General features: G+C 62.1%; 16 protein-coding genes. 14 read left to right on the top strand and 2 right to left on the bottom strand.

Features of this window, described 5'->3' with window-relative positions:
• Nucleotides 1-11: 11 nt before the first annotated feature.
• Nucleotides 12-1,385 carry an alkaline phosphatase family protein gene (locus SCM96_01975; GenBank protein MDW7759388.1) on the bottom strand — a complete coding sequence of 458 codons (1,374 nt, stop codon included), beginning with the start codon at nt 1,383-1,385 and terminating at the stop codon, nt 12-14.
• 40 nt (nt 1,386-1,425) lie between these two features.
• The gene (locus SCM96_01980) at nt 1,426-1,641 is read right to left on the bottom strand and encodes a CopG family transcriptional regulator (protein MDW7759389.1); all 216 of its coding nucleotides are present in this window, start codon (nt 1,639-1,641) and stop codon (nt 1,426-1,428) included.
• Nucleotides 1,642-1,823: 182 nt separating this feature from the next.
• Here SCM96_01980 and SCM96_01985 point away from each other — a divergent pair, with 182 nt between their 5' ends.
• From SCM96_01985 to SCM96_02050, 14 genes are all read left to right on the top strand, one after another.
• Nucleotides 1,824-2,771: a PhoH family protein gene (locus tag SCM96_01985; protein MDW7759390.1), complete on the top strand. Its 948-nt coding sequence runs from the start codon at nt 1,824-1,826 to the stop codon at nt 2,769-2,771.
• Nucleotides 2,772-2,773: 2 nt separating this feature from the next.
• On the top strand, nt 2,774-5,098 hold the full coding sequence (locus tag SCM96_01990) for an HDIG domain-containing protein (GenBank protein MDW7759391.1): 2,325 nt from the start codon (nt 2,774-2,776) through the stop codon (nt 5,096-5,098).
• A complete protein-coding gene (gene ybeY, locus SCM96_01995) occupies nt 5,070-5,495 on the top strand; it encodes an rRNA maturation RNase YbeY (GenBank protein ID MDW7759392.1) in 426 nt (141 codons plus the stop codon). Before SCM96_01990 ends, ybeY begins: the two co-directional genes overlap by 29 nt.
• Nucleotides 5,492-6,739: a hemolysin family protein gene (locus tag SCM96_02000; GenBank protein ID MDW7759393.1), complete on the top strand. Its 1,248-nt coding sequence runs from the start codon at nt 5,492-5,494 to the stop codon at nt 6,737-6,739. Before ybeY ends, SCM96_02000 begins: the two co-directional genes overlap by 4 nt.
• Complete coding sequence (gene era / locus SCM96_02005) at nt 6,736-7,698, top strand: GTPase Era (GenBank protein MDW7759394.1); 963 nt, start codon at nt 6,736-6,738, stop codon at nt 7,696-7,698. The genes SCM96_02000 and era overlap by 4 nt, the downstream gene beginning before the upstream one ends.
• Nucleotides 7,699-7,922: 224 nt before the next feature.
• Nucleotides 7,923-9,083, top strand: coding sequence for a prephenate dehydratase (gene pheA / locus SCM96_02010; GenBank protein MDW7759395.1), 1,161 nt, complete (start codon nt 7,923-7,925; stop codon nt 9,081-9,083).
• 1 nt (nt 9,084) lies between these two features.
• Nucleotides 9,085-9,858 carry a hypothetical protein gene (locus SCM96_02015; GenBank protein MDW7759396.1) on the top strand — a complete coding sequence of 258 codons (774 nt, stop codon included), beginning with the start codon at nt 9,085-9,087 and terminating at the stop codon, nt 9,856-9,858.
• Between the two features lie 308 nt (nt 9,859-10,166).
• Nucleotides 10,167-10,994, top strand: coding sequence for a 3-deoxy-7-phosphoheptulonate synthase (gene aroF, locus SCM96_02020; protein ID MDW7759397.1), 828 nt, complete (start codon nt 10,167-10,169; stop codon nt 10,992-10,994).
• A complete protein-coding gene (aroB, locus tag SCM96_02025) occupies nt 10,987-12,027 on the top strand; it encodes a 3-dehydroquinate synthase (protein ID MDW7759398.1) in 1,041 nt (346 codons plus the stop codon). The genes aroF and aroB overlap by 8 nt, the downstream gene beginning before the upstream one ends.
• Nucleotides 12,014-12,673, top strand: coding sequence for a type I 3-dehydroquinate dehydratase (locus tag SCM96_02030; GenBank protein ID MDW7759399.1), 660 nt, complete (start codon nt 12,014-12,016; stop codon nt 12,671-12,673). The genes aroB and SCM96_02030 overlap by 14 nt, the downstream gene beginning before the upstream one ends.
• On the top strand, nt 12,670-13,974 hold the full coding sequence (locus SCM96_02035; protein ID MDW7759400.1) for a shikimate kinase: 1,305 nt from the start codon (nt 12,670-12,672) through the stop codon (nt 13,972-13,974). The genes SCM96_02030 and SCM96_02035 overlap by 4 nt, the downstream gene beginning before the upstream one ends.
• Nucleotides 13,943-15,394, top strand: a complete 1,452-nt coding sequence (gene aroA, locus SCM96_02040; protein MDW7759401.1) for a 3-phosphoshikimate 1-carboxyvinyltransferase — start codon at nt 13,943-13,945, stop codon at nt 15,392-15,394. The genes SCM96_02035 and aroA overlap by 32 nt, the downstream gene beginning before the upstream one ends.
• Entirely contained in the window at nt 15,387-16,406 is a 1,020-nt protein-coding gene (locus SCM96_02045) for a chorismate synthase (GenBank protein ID MDW7759402.1), read from the top strand. The genes aroA and SCM96_02045 overlap by 8 nt, the downstream gene beginning before the upstream one ends.
• The gene (locus SCM96_02050; GenBank protein MDW7759403.1) at nt 16,403-17,866 is read left to right on the top strand and encodes an anthranilate synthase component I family protein; all 1,464 of its coding nucleotides are present in this window, start codon (nt 16,403-16,405) and stop codon (nt 17,864-17,866) included. The genes SCM96_02045 and SCM96_02050 overlap by 4 nt, the downstream gene beginning before the upstream one ends.
• The last annotated feature ends 1 nt before the right edge of the window (nt 17,867 follow it).

Consider the following 17,867-nt stretch of genomic DNA (forward strand, 5'->3'; position numbering starts at 1 on the left):
CATCATCAGAATCAACCCAGAATTTTGCCCGACATCTCTTCGGGCACGGACAGGCCCATTCGATCGAGAACGGTCGGCGCGATGTCCAGAATGTCGGCATCCCGCCGGCCTCCCGGCCTCCTCATCGGGTCACGGAGAATGTAGATGCCCTCCTGGGCATGCACGGCATCATCCGGCCCCGTATCGTTTTCCGGCAGAAACATCGTTCCGTGACCGAGAGTTCCCGCCGATCTCCAATAGAGGTCGTCGAAATAGACCATGAGATCCGGATACTCGCCGTTCACCTCTCTATAGTGGCTCTGGGGCCGGATCACCCGGGTTTTCCATTCCTCGCCGTTCGGACCGCGAAGCGCGAGCAGCCGTTTTTCCAGACGATCCCGTTCCATCTCGTAGTCTTCAGGCTTGATGATGCCTCGGGGTTCGCGTCCCTCAACGTTGAGAAAGATGCGGGCGTAATAACCTCCCCAGGCCCAAGCCTTGGTCCGCGTCCAGTCGATGTCGAGGTCGTCGACGCTCGTCGGGACGGCCGGCCGATTCCGGACGGCCAGCTCTCCGGCGTCGATCAGCCACTCGTTGACACAGAACGCGCCTTTCATGCGTTTGGCGCCATGATCGGAAACGACAAGGACGACGGCGTCATCCCCGGCCTGGGCGAGAAGACCGCCGATTTTTCCGTCGATAAACCTGTAATAATCCAAGATGACGTTTTGGTAACGGTTTCCCGGCTCGAAGAGGTGGTGTTCCGGATCGGTGTATTTCCAGAAGGCATGCTGGATGCGGTCCACGCCGATTTCGACGAACATGAACAGGTCCCAGGGTTTGTTTTCCATGAGCCAGGTCATGATCTGGAATCGTTGTTCGGTCATGCGGTAGATTTCGGCCAGAATCTGATCTCGGTCGTCCGTCCGGAAAACGACATCGAATATGTAGGGACCGAACCTCTGTTCAATCTCGTCTCTCAAACCGGCCGGATAAGTGTATTCGCGCTCCTTGCCGGGCGTGATGAAGCAGGAGATCAGGTTACCGGCAACCGGATAGGGCGGATAGCTGGGCGGGACACTGACCAGGCAACTGTGTCCCCCGGCCCGGCCGATGATGTCCCAGATCTTCGGAGCCCGGACCGCCGTGGAATTGGCGATCCACATCTTGTCATAGGCGTACCCCCGGCGGTGGCGGAATCCGTAAAGGCCGAGTTGTCCGGGATCCCGTCCGGTGGCCATGACCATCCAGGCCGGAATCGTGATCGGGGGATCGGAACTCCGAAGAAGGCCATGGACGCCTTTGTCCATGAGCGCCTTCAGAACAGGAAATTCTTCGGCCCTGTCAAAGACGATGCCCGCCGGTGCGGAGTCCAGCCCGACGACGACGACTTTTCTTCCCTTCATGTCTCTTCCCTTTTTGCGGCGCGCGGATTACGGCTGCGGTTCAGTCGATATAGCCGAGGGCTTTCAGACGGTCCTTGACCTTGTCTTCATCTTCCTTGCTGAAGACCTCTTCCGAAGATTCCCGGCGAGTCAGGCTTTCGCTGAGAACGTTGGCGATATAGCTCGATACGGAGGCGATCTCCGTTCCCCGGATGGCCTCCTCGATCTTTTTGTAAAGAGCCGTGGGGATCATGACGGAGGTGAATTCCTTGTCCATTCTTGCTCCTTGTCGGATTCGTGGGAATTAAGGGTTTTTATACCCCAGCCGGCGCATTTTTTCAAGGTCTCCGGGATTTGCGGGAGGCCTTCAGGCTGCGGCGCAACTTGACAACGCCTTTTCGATAGTGATTAAATTCCTCTTGCGCATGAAAGACGATCCTCTCCCCTCCGCTTTCTGAGATGGAAAAAATCATCCACCCCTGTATCCAGAAGACCGTTTTTTCCGGGGTTCTGGACCGCAATCTGAAAAAAATGGAAAAGCGCCTGGGCGTCAGTCTGTCCATCCGGGGCGATCTCCTCGTGATCGACGGCGATCCCGATAAGACGGCCTTCGCCCGAACATTTTTCGACAAGATCCAGGAACTCGAAAACAAGGGGCACACCCTGAAGGAGGAAGACCTCCACATCGTGCTGGACATCCTCGAGGCCGGACCGGCTCCGACCTGGGACACGTTTGTTCCCTCCCAGCCCCTGAGCCTGTCCCGGAAATCCGTCAATCCCAAAAGCCTCAATCAGAAAACCTATCTGGAGGCCATCCGCACTCATGACCTGGTGTTCGGAATCGGCCCGGCCGGGACGGGAAAAACCTATCTGGCCATGGCCATGGCTTTGTCGTTTCTCCAGGAGAAAAAAGTCGAACGGATCGTCCTGACCCGGCCGGCCGTGGAAGCCGGAGAGCGCTTGGGATTTCTGCCCGGAGACATGTATCAGAAGATCAATCCCTATCTCCGGCCGCTCTATGACGCCCTCTTCGATCTGTCCCGGCAGGAACAGGCCAATCGTCTGATCGAAAAAGGCGTGATCGAGATCGCTCCGCTGGCCTACATGCGCGGCCGGACGCTGAATTCCGCTTTCATTATTCTGGACGAGGCCCAGAATACCACTCGGGAACAGATGAAAATGATCCTGACCCGAACCGGCCTGGAATCCAAACTCGTCGTCACGGCCGACGTGACCCAGATCGATCTGCCCGATCCCGGAAAATCCGGAGTTCTTCACGCCGTATCCGTTCTCTCATCCCTCAAGGACGTCGCTTTCGTTCGTTTCGACGACAGGGATGTTGTCCGCCATCCCCTGGTCCGCAAAATCATCGCGGCCTACCAGAAATGGGAATCCCGGGACGGTTGACGATGCAGCCCCTCTCTTTCGACAATCTCAAGCTTTTCAAGGGGTCGGATATCCAACCCCGGAAGCCCAACGGAACGGCGCCGCCGCGCGCAAATTTCTGGCTTCGAATCGTCAAAAGCCCCTTTTTTGCCATGTTCTTTTTCGTGCTCACCGTAGCACTCCTTCTTGCCTACGTGCCCTCCCGGGCTCTCAAGGTCCTGGAACCCGGAGAAATCGCCGACACCGACATCGTCGCACCGGCCAATCTGACCCTCGATGACCAGGAAACAACCGAGAAACGCCGTTTGGAAGCCGAGCAATCCGTCCTGCCCGTTTACATTCAGGATCCCAATGTCTTTCTCAACATCGAAAACGCCGTACGGCTGTTTTTTTCCACGGGCCGGGACGAGCTGGAAAAGCCGGAGAAGGAAAGGAGTCCGGGCAACCTGCAATCCGAGATTCAGAATAAAACCGGCCTCGAAATTCCCCGCCGGGACATCGAACTCCTGCTGAGACTCGGGTTTCCCGCCGAGATCGAGGACAGCCTGGTCAATCTCCTCGGCAAAGTCCTGTCCCGCGGAATCATCCTGTCGAAAACCCTTTTCATCCAGGATGAGTCCGAACGGGGCTTCACGATCCTCCGACCTCCCCGGAGCGAAACCACGATTCGCGTTCCGGACATCCTGGACATGAAAGAAAGCCGGGAAATCCTGGCCGCTGAAATCGACGATCTGGAACTTCCCGAAAGATCCCGCACTCTCCTGAAAACGCTGACCGGAGTTTTCCTCTCGGCGAACATCACCTACAACCGCCTGGAGACCGAAGCCCGGAGGAAACGGGCCAGGGACGCCGTCGAAACCGTTTTCTACACCATCAAAAGAGGCAAGGTCATCATCCGCAAAGGCGACGAGGCCACGCCCGACGCCATCAAACAGATCGTTCTCATCAACAGACAGATCGCCGGTGCGCCGAGCTGGCTGGCGAATTTTTCAGGGACATTTCTTCTCACCGCGCTCCTGTTCGTCGCTCTTTGGTATTACCTGAAATCCCTGGGCCGGCGCCGGGAGGCTTTCCGGAACTTCCTGATGATGGGTCTTCTGCTTATTCTCAGTCTCCTTGTCTCGAAAATGTCCCTGTTTCTGGCCGGTTCCTTCAGCGAACGGGCCGGAATCGCCTTTCTTGCCGACGCGAGAACCTATCGCTTCGCCTTTCCCCTCCAATTCGGCACGCTGATCTTCGCTTTTCTGACATCGAGTCAAGTCGCCCTTGTCTATACCATTTTGAACAGCCTGATGACGGGCACTCTGCTGGGCGCCGAGTTCTACCCGATGCTGTTCTGTTTCATCGGAGGCCTGGCGGCGATTTACGGCGTGAAGTATTACCAGCGCAAACACCGCACGTCGGTTCTTCGGACCGGATTGTTTCTCATCGGACCGATCAACACCTTCGTCATCCTGACCATTCATCTCATCCAGAGGCCGAGCGGGGTGTCTTCCTTTCTCGCCTCCGATCTCTTTTTCGGACTTCTGGGCGGGTTGTTCAGCGCCGGTCTGGCCTTCGTGCTTCTTCCCATCCTGGAGAGTCTCTTCAGCATCGTCACGTCCACACGGCTTCTCGATCTCACCAACTCGGATCTTCCCATTTTCCGCCGCATGGCCATCGCCGCCCCGGGCACCTATCATCACTCCCTGATCGTGGCCACGATCGCCGAAAAAGCCGCTGAGGAAATCCGGCTCGATCCGATGCTGGTCAAGGCCGGAGCGCTCTATCACGACATCGGAAAGCTCAAAATGCCCGAGTACTTCATCGAGAACAAGACCCTGGATTCCGACGCTCACAGGGACTTGACGCCGGCCATGAGCACGTTGGTCATCGTCAACCATGTCAAGGAAGGCGCGGAGATGGGCCGCCGGCTCAAACTTCCCTGGAAGGTCCGGGAAATCATCGAACAGCATCACGGGAATTCCCTGGTCCGCTATTTCTTCCAGAAAGCCAAGGAACAGTACAACCCCGGCGATCACAAGATCAACGAAGAAAGCTTCCGCTATCCGGGACGGCCGCCGCGAAGCAAGGAAGCGGCTTTGGTCATGATCGCCGATTCCGTGGAAGCCGCGGCGCGAAGCCTGAAGCTTCCCAAGAGGGAAACTCTGAAGAACGTCATCACGGACATCATCAACGCCTATCTTCAGGACGGACAGCTCGACGATTGTGACTTTTCGCTGCGGGAGCTGAGGACCGTCGCCTCCTCCCTTCAATCCATCCTGTTCGCGGTTTACCACCCCCGGGTGAGCTATCCCGGGTTCGACTTCGAAAAGAAAAATGATCACCGTCGTCAACCGTCAGCGTAAGCATAAACCGAAGCCGGCCGTCCTTGGCCGCCTCCTGGAACGGTTATGCCGCCATTACGGGCATGAGGAATCCGACGTCACACTTGTCCTGGCCGGAGACCGGGCCGTACGGACTCTCAATCGGCAATACCGGAGGCTGGACCGGACCACCGATGTTCTGAGCTTTCCGATCAAGGAGAAGAGCGCCGAAGGGCGCCATTATCTGGGCGATCTCATCATCGCCGTCCCCACGGCTTTCCGCCAAGCCCGGATCCGCGGCCACAGCCTGGATCGCGAACTCCGCACTCTGGTCATTCACGGCTTTCTGCATCTTGTCGGGTTCGATCACGAAAAACGCCCGGGCGACCGCCATGAGGAGACCGAGGCCCTCCGCCTTTTTCTTGAGGAAGAGACATGAGCGATCCCGCCGTTTTCTTCGCCGGCATGGCTCTGACCGTCCTGGCGGTTTTCTTTTTCTCGCTTTTTCACTTCACCCTCGGATCCTATTCCAAAATTTCCCTGAGCCGGTTCCTTGAGGAGAAAGACAAGGGATTCCGTCAGATGGTCATCGATCGTTTCGAGGAAACCCGGATCGCCGTCGAATGGCTGAGAACGATTGTCATCATCGCCTTCCTTGTCTATCTCTTCGCGATGTTCCCGCAGTTCCGTTTCCGGCCCTTGTGGCTGTTTATGCTTTCTCTGGGAATCTACGCGGTGTTTTTCGACGTCCTTCCCCGGGCGATCGCGTCCCTGGGGAAACACGCCCTTCTGAAAATGTTTCTGCCGGCCTTCGGGCTTGTTCGGATGATGGGCGCTCCGGTTCTGGCCCTGATCCGGCCGGCGGCGGCATGGGACGACCGGAACGAACGGGATGAGGAACGGGAAACCACGGACGGCGAAATCCAGACCTTCATCGACGAAGCCCGGGAACAGGGGATCATCGAACAGGACGAGGACGGCCTGCTGAGAAATGTCGTCGAGTTCGGCGACACCATTGTCCGCGAGATCATGACCCCCCGGCTGGACATGGTCTGCATCCGTGTCGACGCGACCATCGACAATCTCAAGGACATCATCATTCGGGAAAAATATTCCCGAATTCCCGTCTTCAGGGACCGGCTGGACAACATCGAAGGCATTGTCATCGCCAAGGACCTGCTGGGATACCTCGACGAAAAACACAAGACCCAATCCATCAAGCCGCTGATCCGTCCGGTCAGCTTTGTCACCGAGTCCATGGATGTCGCCGATCTTCTCGAGGAATTCCAGAAATCCAAACAGTACATGGCCATGGTCGTGGACGAACACGGCGGCGTCAGCGGTCTGGTCACCATGGAGGACGTGGTCGAAGAAATCATCGGTGAAATCCAGGACGAGTATGACGTGGAGGAAGCCCAGATCCGGGAAAACGGCCCGTTGGATTTCACGGTGACGGGAGAGGTGGAGGTCGAGGAACTCGAGGAACTGTTCGATGAAGACCTGGCCGAGGACGACTTCATTTCCGTAGGAGGGCTCGTCGTCCACGCCCTGGGCCGGTTTCCGAAAAAAGGCGAGATCCTCCGCATCAAGGGCCTCGCCGTCGAAGTTCTGGATGTCGACGACCGCAAGGTCCGCAAGCTGAGAATCCGCAGGGCCGCCGCGCCTGAAAGACGTGAATCATGACGGAAAAAACGAAGCCGAAAGGCAAAAGAAAACCGGCGGGCACACCCGCTTACCGGGCCGGAACGGTCGCCCTTGTGGGCCGCCCCAACGCCGGGAAATCGACCCTCCTCAATGCGCTCATGGGGGAAAAAGTCGCCATCATCTCCGACAAGCCCCAGACGACGCGGATGAACCTTCTGGGTATTAAAACCACCGACCGGCATCAAATCGTCTTCATCGACACGCCGGGAATTCACAAACCCCTCCATGCCTTGAACAAACGGATGATGAATTTCGTCCGTTCCTCGCTGGAGACGGCCGATGTCGTCTGCCTCCTGATCGACGCAGCCCAGGCCTTCGGACACGGCGACGCTTTCGTCATCGAGATTTTGGGCAAGGTGAAAACGCCCGTCATTCTGCTCATCAACAAGGTCGATGCCGTACGCAAGGACAAGGTCCTTCCGCTCATCGACCGTTACAAGGACCTGATGAATTTCCGGGAGATCGTCCCCATCTCCGCCCTGAAGGGCGACAACCTTGAGGTTCTGGAGAACATTCTGACGTCCCTTCTTCCCGAAGGCGAAAAGCTTTATCCCGAGGGATCTGTCAGCGATCAGTCCGAGCGGTTCTTTCTGTCCGAGATCGTCCGGGAAAAGATTCTGGCCCGCGTCACGCAGGAGCTGCCGTTCACGACGGCCGTTCTGATCGAGGGCGTCGAGATGAAAGAAGGACGCGACAAGAAGGGACAGCCGAGACCCGTCGCCCATGTTCGGGCCTCGGTCTTCGTCGAAAAGGACAACCACCGGAAAATCGTCATCGGCCGCGGCGGAGATCTCATCAAGGAAGTCGGCATCGAGTCCCGCCGCGAGATGGAGAAGATCCTCGAGGCGAAGGTCTACCTGGAACTCCAGGTGCGGGTGAAACCGCGGTGGCGGGATTCTCGGGACGTCCTTGACCTGATCGAGGGCCAGCGGGATTAGATTGCGGTTCGCTCATAAGACCCGACAATTCGCTACATCATTTGCACTTGACAAAAATTCATTTTGATATAGAATGCTTTTCGGTCGAAACATGGACATCGCCTTAGCGCTATCACACCCTCCATCCTGCCGCCCCTCTTTCTATTACGGCTTTACCTACCGGGCGGTAGGGCGCTAAGGTTTCCTTAACACTCCCCCCCGCGAAAAGCGAAAAGGAAACCCCTATGCCCGCCGAAAGACAGAAAGAACGGAGTCCTGCCGTGATCTCGCCCGAAACGGTTCGGCCGTCGGCTCTCGGCATCCCCGAACCTCCGTCGCGCCGGGAGGCTCAGGTCGAACTGGGCGACATCCGCCGCCGGATCGACGCCGTCGATGCCCGCCTCGTCCGGCTTTTAACCGAACGCATGGAACTTGCGCTCCGGGCCGGAAAAACCAAGGCCCGGGTTCAGGATCCCGGCCGGGAAGAAGCCGTCCTCAACAACATCCTCAGGAGTCGGCCGGGTCCTTTGTCCGAAGAGTTCCTGCTCGACCTGTTTCAAAGGATCATCTCGGAATGTCGAACGGCCGAGGAGGCGCATCCATCCCTTGTCGGATTTCAGGGCGAGCACGGGGCATACAGCGAGGAGGCCGCCCGGACGGCCTGCCCGGAGTCCGTTCCCATTCCCTTCCGCGGATTCCGAGACATCTTCGATGGCGTCGGCGGGGGAAGGCTCGACCTCGGCATCGTTCCCGTCGAAAACTCGACCGAAGGCGCCGTCGCCGAGGTCAACGACCTTCTTCTTGAATACGATCTCTTCATCATCCGGGAGATCCGCTTCCCCATCCGCCATAAGCTCCTTGTTCCTCCCGGAATCGACCCGGGCGGTTTGAAGACGGTCATGTCGCACCCCCAGGCCCTCGCCCAATGCCGTCGTTTTCTGAGGGACAACGGCCTGGACGCTCAGCCCGTCTACGATACGGCCGGGGCGGCGCGGCGCTTGAGCGACAACCCGGGCGCCGGAACAGCGGTCATCGCCTCGCATCTTTGCGCCGACCTCTACGGCCTGGAAATCGCGGCCGAAAACATCGAGGACGAGCCGAGCAACAGGACGCGCTTTCTCGTCCTGTCCCGGGCCCAACATACGGGCGCGGCCGCAAAGGGCTCCCTCGCCTTCTCCACGCGACACGAAGCTGGCGCCCTGTGCGCCGTTCTCGACGTTTTCCGTGAGAGGCGGATCAACCTGCTGAGGATCGAATCCCGCCCCGTCAAGACCGATCCCGGCACATACGTTTTTTTCGTGGATTTCGCCGGGTCGCCGCGCGACGCCGGCGTCGCGGAGGCCTTGGCCGCGGCTCGGGAACGCGCGACGTTTTGGAAATTTTTCGGCGGTTATGAGGAGGTGTGATATGAGAATCGCCGTTATGGGAATCGGACACATGGGACGTTGGCTGGCTTCGGGGTTGGCACGCGACGCCGAAGTCGGCGTTCATGACAGCGACACCGGCCGCATGGCCTCCGTCCCCGGCGCAGCCAGGCTGGAGCACCCGGCCGAGTTGGCCGGCTTCCGTCCCGATCTCCTCGTCAACGCCGTCGGCATCGGGGACACCGTTTCCGCTTTCCGGGCCGTTGAGCCCTTCCTCCCCCCGGGCTGCATCTTGACGGACATCGCGACGATCAAAAGCCCCGTCTTCGAATACTACAGCGGATGCCCGTTCCCGCATGCCTCGATTCACCCTCTTTTCGGCCCGAACTTCGCGGACCTCGACCGCATCTCCGGCGGGGTCGTCCTCGTGCTCCGCGAATCCGCCGAACCGGCCAAGATCCTGTTCCGGCGCGTCTTCGACGCCCTCCGCTGTCGTGTCGTCGAATGTTCCCTGGCCGAACACGAGGCCGTCATGGGAACGTCCTTGTCGCTCCCCGTGGCCTCCGCGATTGCCTTCGCCGCCGCGCTGTCCCCCGACCCGTTGCCCGGCTCATCATTTTCAGCTTTCCGGGAAATAACCCGGCGGATGTTCCGGGAGGACGACCGCCTTCTGGCCGAAATCCTCTTCAACCCCCATTCGCTCCGGAGGATCGACGACATGACGCGCAGCCTCGAATTCCTCAAGCACGTTATCCGGGCCAGGGATTATGACGAAGCCTTCGGGCTTCTCGACAGGCTGAGAAAAAAAATCGGTTGAGCCGCTTGACAAGATCCGGGAATTGAGCTAAAAGACTCCTCATGACAACGCAAGGATCCGCCGTGGCCGACGCCCGGGGCGTATCCTGCTTCGTTTACGGTTTTTATTACTGGGCGGTCTCCCCCGCCCTGTAATATCACCCCCGCTCCCCTTTTTCCCTGAAGAGGGATCATTGTGTCTTGACATCCCCTGTCCAAGGAGAAACCCCTAGTGTTTGCAATCATTTCCAATCCTCCGTCACAGCGGAAGCCGGCATCGTTCGCGAGGTCCGGATCCTCAACCGCCCGGCCGGCCCGTGAGGCCCGGTGATGACGCCCAAACTCTATTCGCTGGAATCGTCGCGCGAGCGGCGTTCGACGGTGTGGGTGGACGGCGTCGAGATCGGCCGCGGTTTCGTCCTGATCGCGGGTCCCTGCAGCGTCGAAAGCGAGGCGCAGATGCTCCTCACCGCACAGAAAGTCCGGGAAGCCGGCGCCCATCTTCTGCGGGGCGGCGCGTTCAAACCGAGGACATCGCCCTACTCTTTCCAAGGCCTCGGAATCAAGGGATTGAAGATCCTGGCTAAGGCACGGGAAATCTTCGGGCTTCCCGTCGTGACCGAGGTCATCGACCCCCGCGATGCCGGGTGGGTCGGCGAATACGCCGACGTTCTTCAGATCGGCGCCCGAAATATGCAGAATTTCTCCCTCCTCCGCGAAGCGGGAAAGGCGGGGAAACCCGTGCTCCTCAAGCGCGGCATGAATTCGACGCTCGACGAGTGGCTCAACTGCGCCGAGTACATCCTGGCCGAAGGCAATCCCCGGGTCATCCTCTGCGAACGGGGCATCCGGACTTTCGAAACCTACACTCGCAACACACTTGACCTCAGCATCGTGCCCGCCGTCCGGGAACTGTGCCATCTGCCGGTCATCGTCGATCCTTCACATGGAACCGGGCGGGCGAGCCTCGTGGAGCCGATGGGCTTGGCCGCGGCGGCCGCGGGCGCCGACGGGTTGATCGTCGAGGTCCACCACAACCCCGCCGAAGCCCTCAGCGACAAGGACCAGACCCTGTCGCCCGAAGAATTCGCCCGGATGGCCGGCCGTGTTCTCCGCCTTTGCGGGCATCTCGCCGGGGAAGGCGCGGAACATGCTTGAGACCGTCGAAATCGCCGCCGCAAGCGGCCGGTCACAGATCCTGATCGGCACACCGCTCGAAGCCCTGACCGACCGCCTCGCAGGCTCGCCCGCCGTCGTCGTCACCGACCGGACGGTCCGCAGGCTCCACGGCCGCCGTTTTCCCGCAAACGTCCCGGTCCTTCTCGCGGAACAGGGTGAGAGGCGCAAGTCCCTGCGAACCGTAGCCCGTCTCTACGTCCGCCTGCTCGCCGCCGGCGTGGACCGCTCGACGTGGATCGTCGGCGTCGGCGGCGGCGTCGTCTGCGACCTCGCGGGGTTCGTGGCCTCGACGATCCTGCGCGGCGTGCCGTTCGCCTTTGCGCCGACGACGCTCCTGGCGCAGGCCGATGCCGCGATCGGAGGGAAAAACGGCGTGAACATCCGGAACTATAAAAATATGGCCGGAACCGTCCACCAGCCCCGGTTCGTCCTCTGCGACCTCTCCATTCTGGCGACGCTTCCCCCGGCCGAACTCCGCAACGGCTTCGCCGAAATCGTCAAGGCGGCCGCCGTCGCCGACTCCGGGCTTTTCAAGTTCCTGGAAAGAAACGTCGGGGCGCTTCTCCGTCTCGAACCGGTTTCCGCGGCCCGGGCCGTGGCGGGCTCGGTGCGGGTCAAGGCGGCCGTCGTCGGCCGCGACGAGGAGGACCGCGGCGAACGCAAAATTCTGAATTTCGGGCACACGATCGGCCACGCCCTGGAAAAAACCCAACGGATTCCCCACGGCCTCGCCGTCGCCGCCGGAATGTCCCTCGCCGCCGAAATTTCCGTACGGCGCGGCATGCTCGCCGAAGAGGAGGCGCGGCGGCTCGAACGTCTCCTTGCGGCCTTCGGGCTTCCCGCGCGGCCCGGGCGGCGGATGAAGGCGGCGAAGGTTCTCGACGCCGTTTTCCACGACAAGAAAAAAACGGGCGACGCCATCGACTTCGTGTTGCTTCGGAGCATCGGCCGGGCCGTCGTCGAACCCATCCGGACGAGCGAACTCGAGGAGATTCTCCGTGATCTGCGCTAGCCTCGGACGTCTGAGCCCCGGACGGTGCCGGAAGCTTCTGCGGACGATTCCCTTCGCCGAGATCCGGCTCGACCTCGCCGACTGGACGGAGGAAGACATCCGCGGCGTCTTCGCCCTTCCCAACCGGTTGATCGCGACCTGCCGTCCCGGCCGCGGCGTATCGGATGCCGTGCGGTTCGGCATCCTTGCGGCGGCCCTTGAGGCCGGGGCGGCCTATGTCGATGTCGAATGCGACGCAGCCCCGTCTTTCCGGAGAAACCTCGTTTCCCACGCCCGGCGTCGCGGACGGCGGGTCATTCTCTCGTATCACAATCATCGGCGGACTCCGTCCGCCGCCGTTCTGGAACGGATCGCCGTACGCGGCCTGAAGAACGATGCTGATATCGTCAAGATCGCCTGCCGCGCCCGGAGCGCCGGGGAAGCCCTCCGGATTGTCTCTCTCTACCGCGAGCCGGGCGGCCGCGCCGGAAAAATCCTGGCTTTCGGCCTCGGCGCTCGGGCGACCTGGACACGGATCGCCGCGCCCCTGCTCGGAGCCCCGTTCACGTTCGCTCATCCCGACGGCCTGGAAAAGACGGCCGAAGGTCAGATCGCCTACGGGGAGATGGAGAGAATACTCCGTCTCTTTTCCGAGGAGGCGCCGTGAACCTCTACGGAGTCGGCGGCCGTCCCGTCCTGCACAGCAAAAGTCCGCTTGTTCACGCCCACATCTTCGGACGCGCCGGATGCCGCTCCATCCGCATCGGCGCGGACACGGCGGAGGAGTTGGCGGGCCTTGTTCGAAGCGCGGGCATTCTGGGGCTGAACGTGACGGCGCCGTTCAAACGCAGCATTATGCCACTCCTCGACGGTCTCGACGCGTCCGCATCCGCCGTCGGGGCCGTGAACACCGTCGTCAACTCCAGCGGGCACTTGACCGGGTTCAACACGGACCCGGACGGCGTGCTCTTCGCCCTCAAACAGAAGGGGATCCGGCCGGCCGGACTCCGCATCCTCGTTCTCGGTGCCGGAGGGGCGGGCCGGGCGGCGGCCGCATCGCTCGTCCGAAACGGCGGCCGGGTCACGGTCGCCAACCGGACGGATGACGTCGCGAAATCCTGCGCCGCGGCCTTCCGCTGCGGATGGACGCCGTTTTCCGGGTGGGTTCGTCGTCTCGACGCATTCGATCTTCTCGTCAACACCGTCCCGGTTTCCGCCGAAAACGCAACACCGCCGTCGAACCTCATCGTCCTCGACGCTCTCTATGCCAAGCGGCCTTTCGCGCCGGTCGCCGCGCGCCGGGGGTGCGTCTACATCCCCGGCGAGGCGTGGCTGTTCGGTCAGGCCCTGGCCTCCTGCCGTTTATGGAGGAAAATCCGCTCCGGATGCCTCGAACCGGCCGGCTGCGGCGAACCGCCGGCCCGTCTCTTCAAACCGCTCTACCCGGCACGAAAAATCCGCCGAGTCGCGCTCGCCGGCATCATGGGGGCGGGGAAAAGCACCGTCGGCCGCCTTCTCGCCGGCAGTCTGGGCCGGCCCTTCATCGACATGGACGCCCTGATCGCCGAGCGAGAGAGAATGTCCATTTCCGAGATCTTCCGGCGGCGGGGCGAGAACGTTTTCCGTGCGGTTGAAACCGAGATTCTTCAAACAGTCCTCCAGACGCCCCCCGCGGTTCTGGCTTTGGGGGGCGGAGCGGTCCTCCGCCCGGAAAATCGCGCGGCCCTACGCCGGAATTCTCTTGTCGTCTGGATCCACGCCGCGCCGGACGCCGCATGGAAACGGGTTTCCGGCGCCGGCCGTCCCCTGCTGGAGAACCTGCCGGGCCGGGAAGCTTTCCGGAATCTCTGCGCCCGGCGCATGCGGTTTTATGCGGATGCGGCCGATCTCATGATCTCCGGGGAAAAATCTCCGGAACATATTGCGAGGCACATTCATGAAGACATTCATCAAACCCTCCAAGATTGACGGCCGGGTCGAGGCGCCCCCGTCGAAGAGCATGATGGCGAGAGCCGTCGCGGCCGCCGGGCTTGCCCCGGGCCGAAGCCTGATTCTGAATCCATCGTTTTGCGACGACGCCCGGGCCGCCTTGGGAATCGTCCAAACGCTGGGAGCGGAAGTTCATCTGGAGAGTGAATCCGCTTCGCATTTCCCCCTGCCAACGGTCGCTTCTCTCCCTGCCTCCCTTTCCCGCGCGGGGCATGAATCCCGCGCCGCCGCCAAGGGAGAATGCCCTCTTGGTTCACCCAACAGCCGGCTCCCCGCGGCAAGCCGCGGGATTGATCCGCCGGCCGTGATTCTCCGGAACCGTCTTCCGGACGACGCTCGTGATTCGGCCGTCCTGGCCATCACGGGCGGGAATCTTCACGGCGGCGGCGATCTTTTCTGCGGCGAGTCCGGTTTCTGCCTGCGCCTGTTCACGCCCATCGCCGCCATGAACGCGGCCGGGCGGTCTCTCCACGGGCGCGAATCCCTGGCCGCCCGGCCGGTCGGCCCCGTCGAAGATCCGCTTCGGAGTCTCGGGGCGGAATGCCTCACGCGCAAAGGATTCCCCCCCGTCCGCGTCCGGGGCCCGCTTCGGGGCGGGGACTGCCGCGTCGACGCCGCCCTCAGCTCCCAGTTTCTGAGCGGGTTGCTCTTTGCGCTCCCGCTTGCCGAAAAGCCGTCGATCGTGCGCGTGTCCGCACTGAACAGCAAACCCTATGTCGAAATGACCCGCCGCGTGTTGAAGGACTTCGGTGTCGTGATCGAGGCGGACGGGAACCGTGAATTCTTCATCGATGCCCCGCAGAATTTCCGCCCCCGCGAATTCCAAATCGAGGGGGATTGGAGCGGGGCGGCCTTTCTCCTCGTAGCGGGCGCCGTCGCGGGACGCGTCCGCATCTCCGGTCTGGACCTAGAATCCTCCCAGGCCGACCGGCACATCCTGGACGCACTCGAAGACTGTGGCGCCCGGATCGGCCATGCCGGAGGCGATGTCGTCGTCGAACGGACGGCGATGAGGGCGTTTCATTTCGACGCCGTCGACTGCCCCGATCTTTTCCCGCCGCTTGCGGCCCTGGCCTGTTACTGCGAAGGGACAACCCGGATCCGCGGCGTCCATCGGCTTCGGGCCAAGGAAAGCGATCGGGCCGCCGCCCTGGCCGGGGAATTCTCCGCCGCAGGCGCGGATGTCGGCCTGGAGGGGGACATGTTGGTCATCCGGGGCCGGCCGCCGGCGGGCGGCGCCGCCCGGGCTCGAGGGGACCACAGGATCGCCATGGCCCTCGCCGTGGCCGGGCTCGGCGGCGGGAGCGGCATCGCCGTCGACGGCGCCGAATGCGTGTCCAAATCTTATCCCGAATTCTTCCGGGATCTCTCCCGGATAGGAGCGAACATCCATGAATAGCTTCGGCCGCATGTTCCGCATCCACATCTACGGCGAATCCCACGGACACGCCGTGGGCGTCGTCATCGACGGCTGCCCTCCCGGACTGGCTTTCGCCCCGGCGGACTGCCGGGTTGACCTCGGAAGGCGGGCGCCGGGCCGGCCGGGGACGACGGCCCGGCGTGAGCCGGATATTCCGGAAATTCAAAGCGGCATCTTCCAGGGCCGGACGACCGGCACCCCCATTGCCGTCCGGATCGAAAACGCGAATGTCCGGAGCGCGGATTACGACGATCTCCGCGACATTCCGCGCCCGGGACACGCCGATTTCGCCGCCCGGGTGAAATCCCGCGGATTCAACGACCCGCGCGGAGGCGGCATGTTTTCGGGACGCCTGACGGCGGGCCTCGTCGTCGCCGGGGTTCTTGCGAAAAAAATCATCGCGCCGCTTTCCGTTGCGGCCCGGCTCTCCGAGGCCGGGGGGCGGAGGGATGTCGAGGCGGAGGCGGCCCGGGCGGCCGCCGAAAACGACTCCTGCGGAGGGATCGTCGAATGCCGCGCCGAGGGCGTCCCGGCCGGCCTCGGAGAGCCGTTCTTCGACTCCCTGGAATCCCTTCTCGGTCATATGATCTTTTCCATCCCGGGCGTCAAGGGCCTGGAATTCGGCGCGGGATTCGCCGCCGCCCGGATGCGGGGCAGCGCCTTCAACGACACGCCGATCGACGCCCGGGGCGCAACGGCAACGAACCATGCGGGCGGCGTTGCCGGAGGGATCACGACCGGCAACCTCCTCGAATTCCGGGCCGCTATCCGTCCGGCGGCCAGCATCGGACGACCGCAAAAAGCCTGGAACATCCGGACCGGCAAGCCCTGTGTCCTACGTGTCACGGGCCGCCACGATGCCTGTTTCGCGCTCCGGGTTCCCGCCGTCATCGAGGCCGCGACGGCCATCGTTCTGGCCGATCTTCTTCTTTTGAACGCGGCCCGGAACGGCCGAGCCGACTCCCCCGCCCCTCCAAGGAGGCAGCCATGATTCATCCCGATGAAAAAACCTATCTTCGCGACGCCGCGTCCCATTCCGTCGTCCCCGTCTTCGAGGAGATCCGTTCCGACTTCGAAACGCCGCTCTCGCTCTTTCTCAAGGCCCGCGGCATGTTCCTTCTGGAATCCATCGAACGCGGAGAAAACGTCGGCCGCTACTCGTTCATCACGCGGGGCACAAAATTCCGCATCACGTTCCGCGGCCGGGAGATCGCGATCGAGGAAACCGGGAAGGCGGAACCCGTGCTGCACACCGCTCTCGACAACCCGCTCGAAGAGGCCGGCCGATTCCTGGGAGGGTTGCGCGCGCCGGACCGTGCCGGCCTCCCGCCCTTCTCCGGCGGCGCCGTCGGCTATCTCGGCTACGAGACCGCCCGATATTTCGAGAACATTCCCGTCGTCGAAGACCGGTCCGGCGTTCCGGACGGGATCCTTGTCATTCCCGAAATGGTGCTCGTCTTCGATTCGGTCAAACGCTCGACCTTCGTCATCGCCGTGACCTTTCCCGGAGACGACCCCGCCGCAGCCTACGGCCGGGCCCTGGAGATCATCCGGGAAACAGGCCGTCTCCTGGAGAAGCCTCTCCCTGCGCCGCAGGCCCGCCCCGCCGGCCCGGCGCCCGTCTTGCAACCGGACATCTCCAAGGCGGCGTTCCTCGAGGGCGTCGAAACGGTGAAACGGCACATCCGGTGCGGCGACATCATCCAGGCGGTCGTCTCGCAGCGCTTCACTGCGGAATCGGATCTTCCTCCCTTCGCGATCTACCAGGCTCTGCGCCGGATCAATCCCTCGCCGTACCTGTTTTACCTTGACTTCGAAAGCTTTCAACTCATCGGTTCTTCCCCGGAAGTCATGGTCAAGGTTCAAAACGGCGAGCTTCTGACCAAGCCCATCGCCGGGACTCGGCCGCGGGGAACATCGCTCACCGAAGACACCCGCTTGAGTCGGGAGCTTCGGGCCGATCCCAAGGAGCGGGCCGAACACCTCATGCTCGTCGACCTGGCCCGGAACGACCTGGGGCGCGTCGCCGCCCCGGGCACGGTCGAGGTGACGGACTTCATGAGCGTGGAGAAATACTCCCACGTCATGCATCTCGTATCAACGGTCAAAGCCGAGCTCGACTCCGGCCGGGACGTTTTCGACGTCGTCCGCGCGACCTTCCCGGCCGGGACGCTGACCGGCGCCCCCAAGATCCGGGCCATGGAGATCATCTCCGCCGTCGAAAAAAGACGCCGCGGCCCATACGGAGGCATGGTCCTTTACCTCGGCTTCAACGGCAACCTCGACTCCTGCATCACCATCCGGACCCTTCTCGTCGAGGGCCGCGGGGTAACGCTCCAGGCCGGGGCGGGAATCGTCGCCGATTCCCGCCCGGCCGCCGAGTACGAAGAAACCGTCGACAAGGCACGGGCCCTGTTCGAAGCCGTCGAGCGGGCCGCGCGGGGAGACTGAC

The sequence above is a fragment of the Acidobacteriota bacterium genome, assembly GCA_033549365.1.
Classification (GTDB): Bacteria; Acidobacteriota; Aminicenantia; order Aminicenantales; family Saccharicenantaceae; genus JAWSUF01.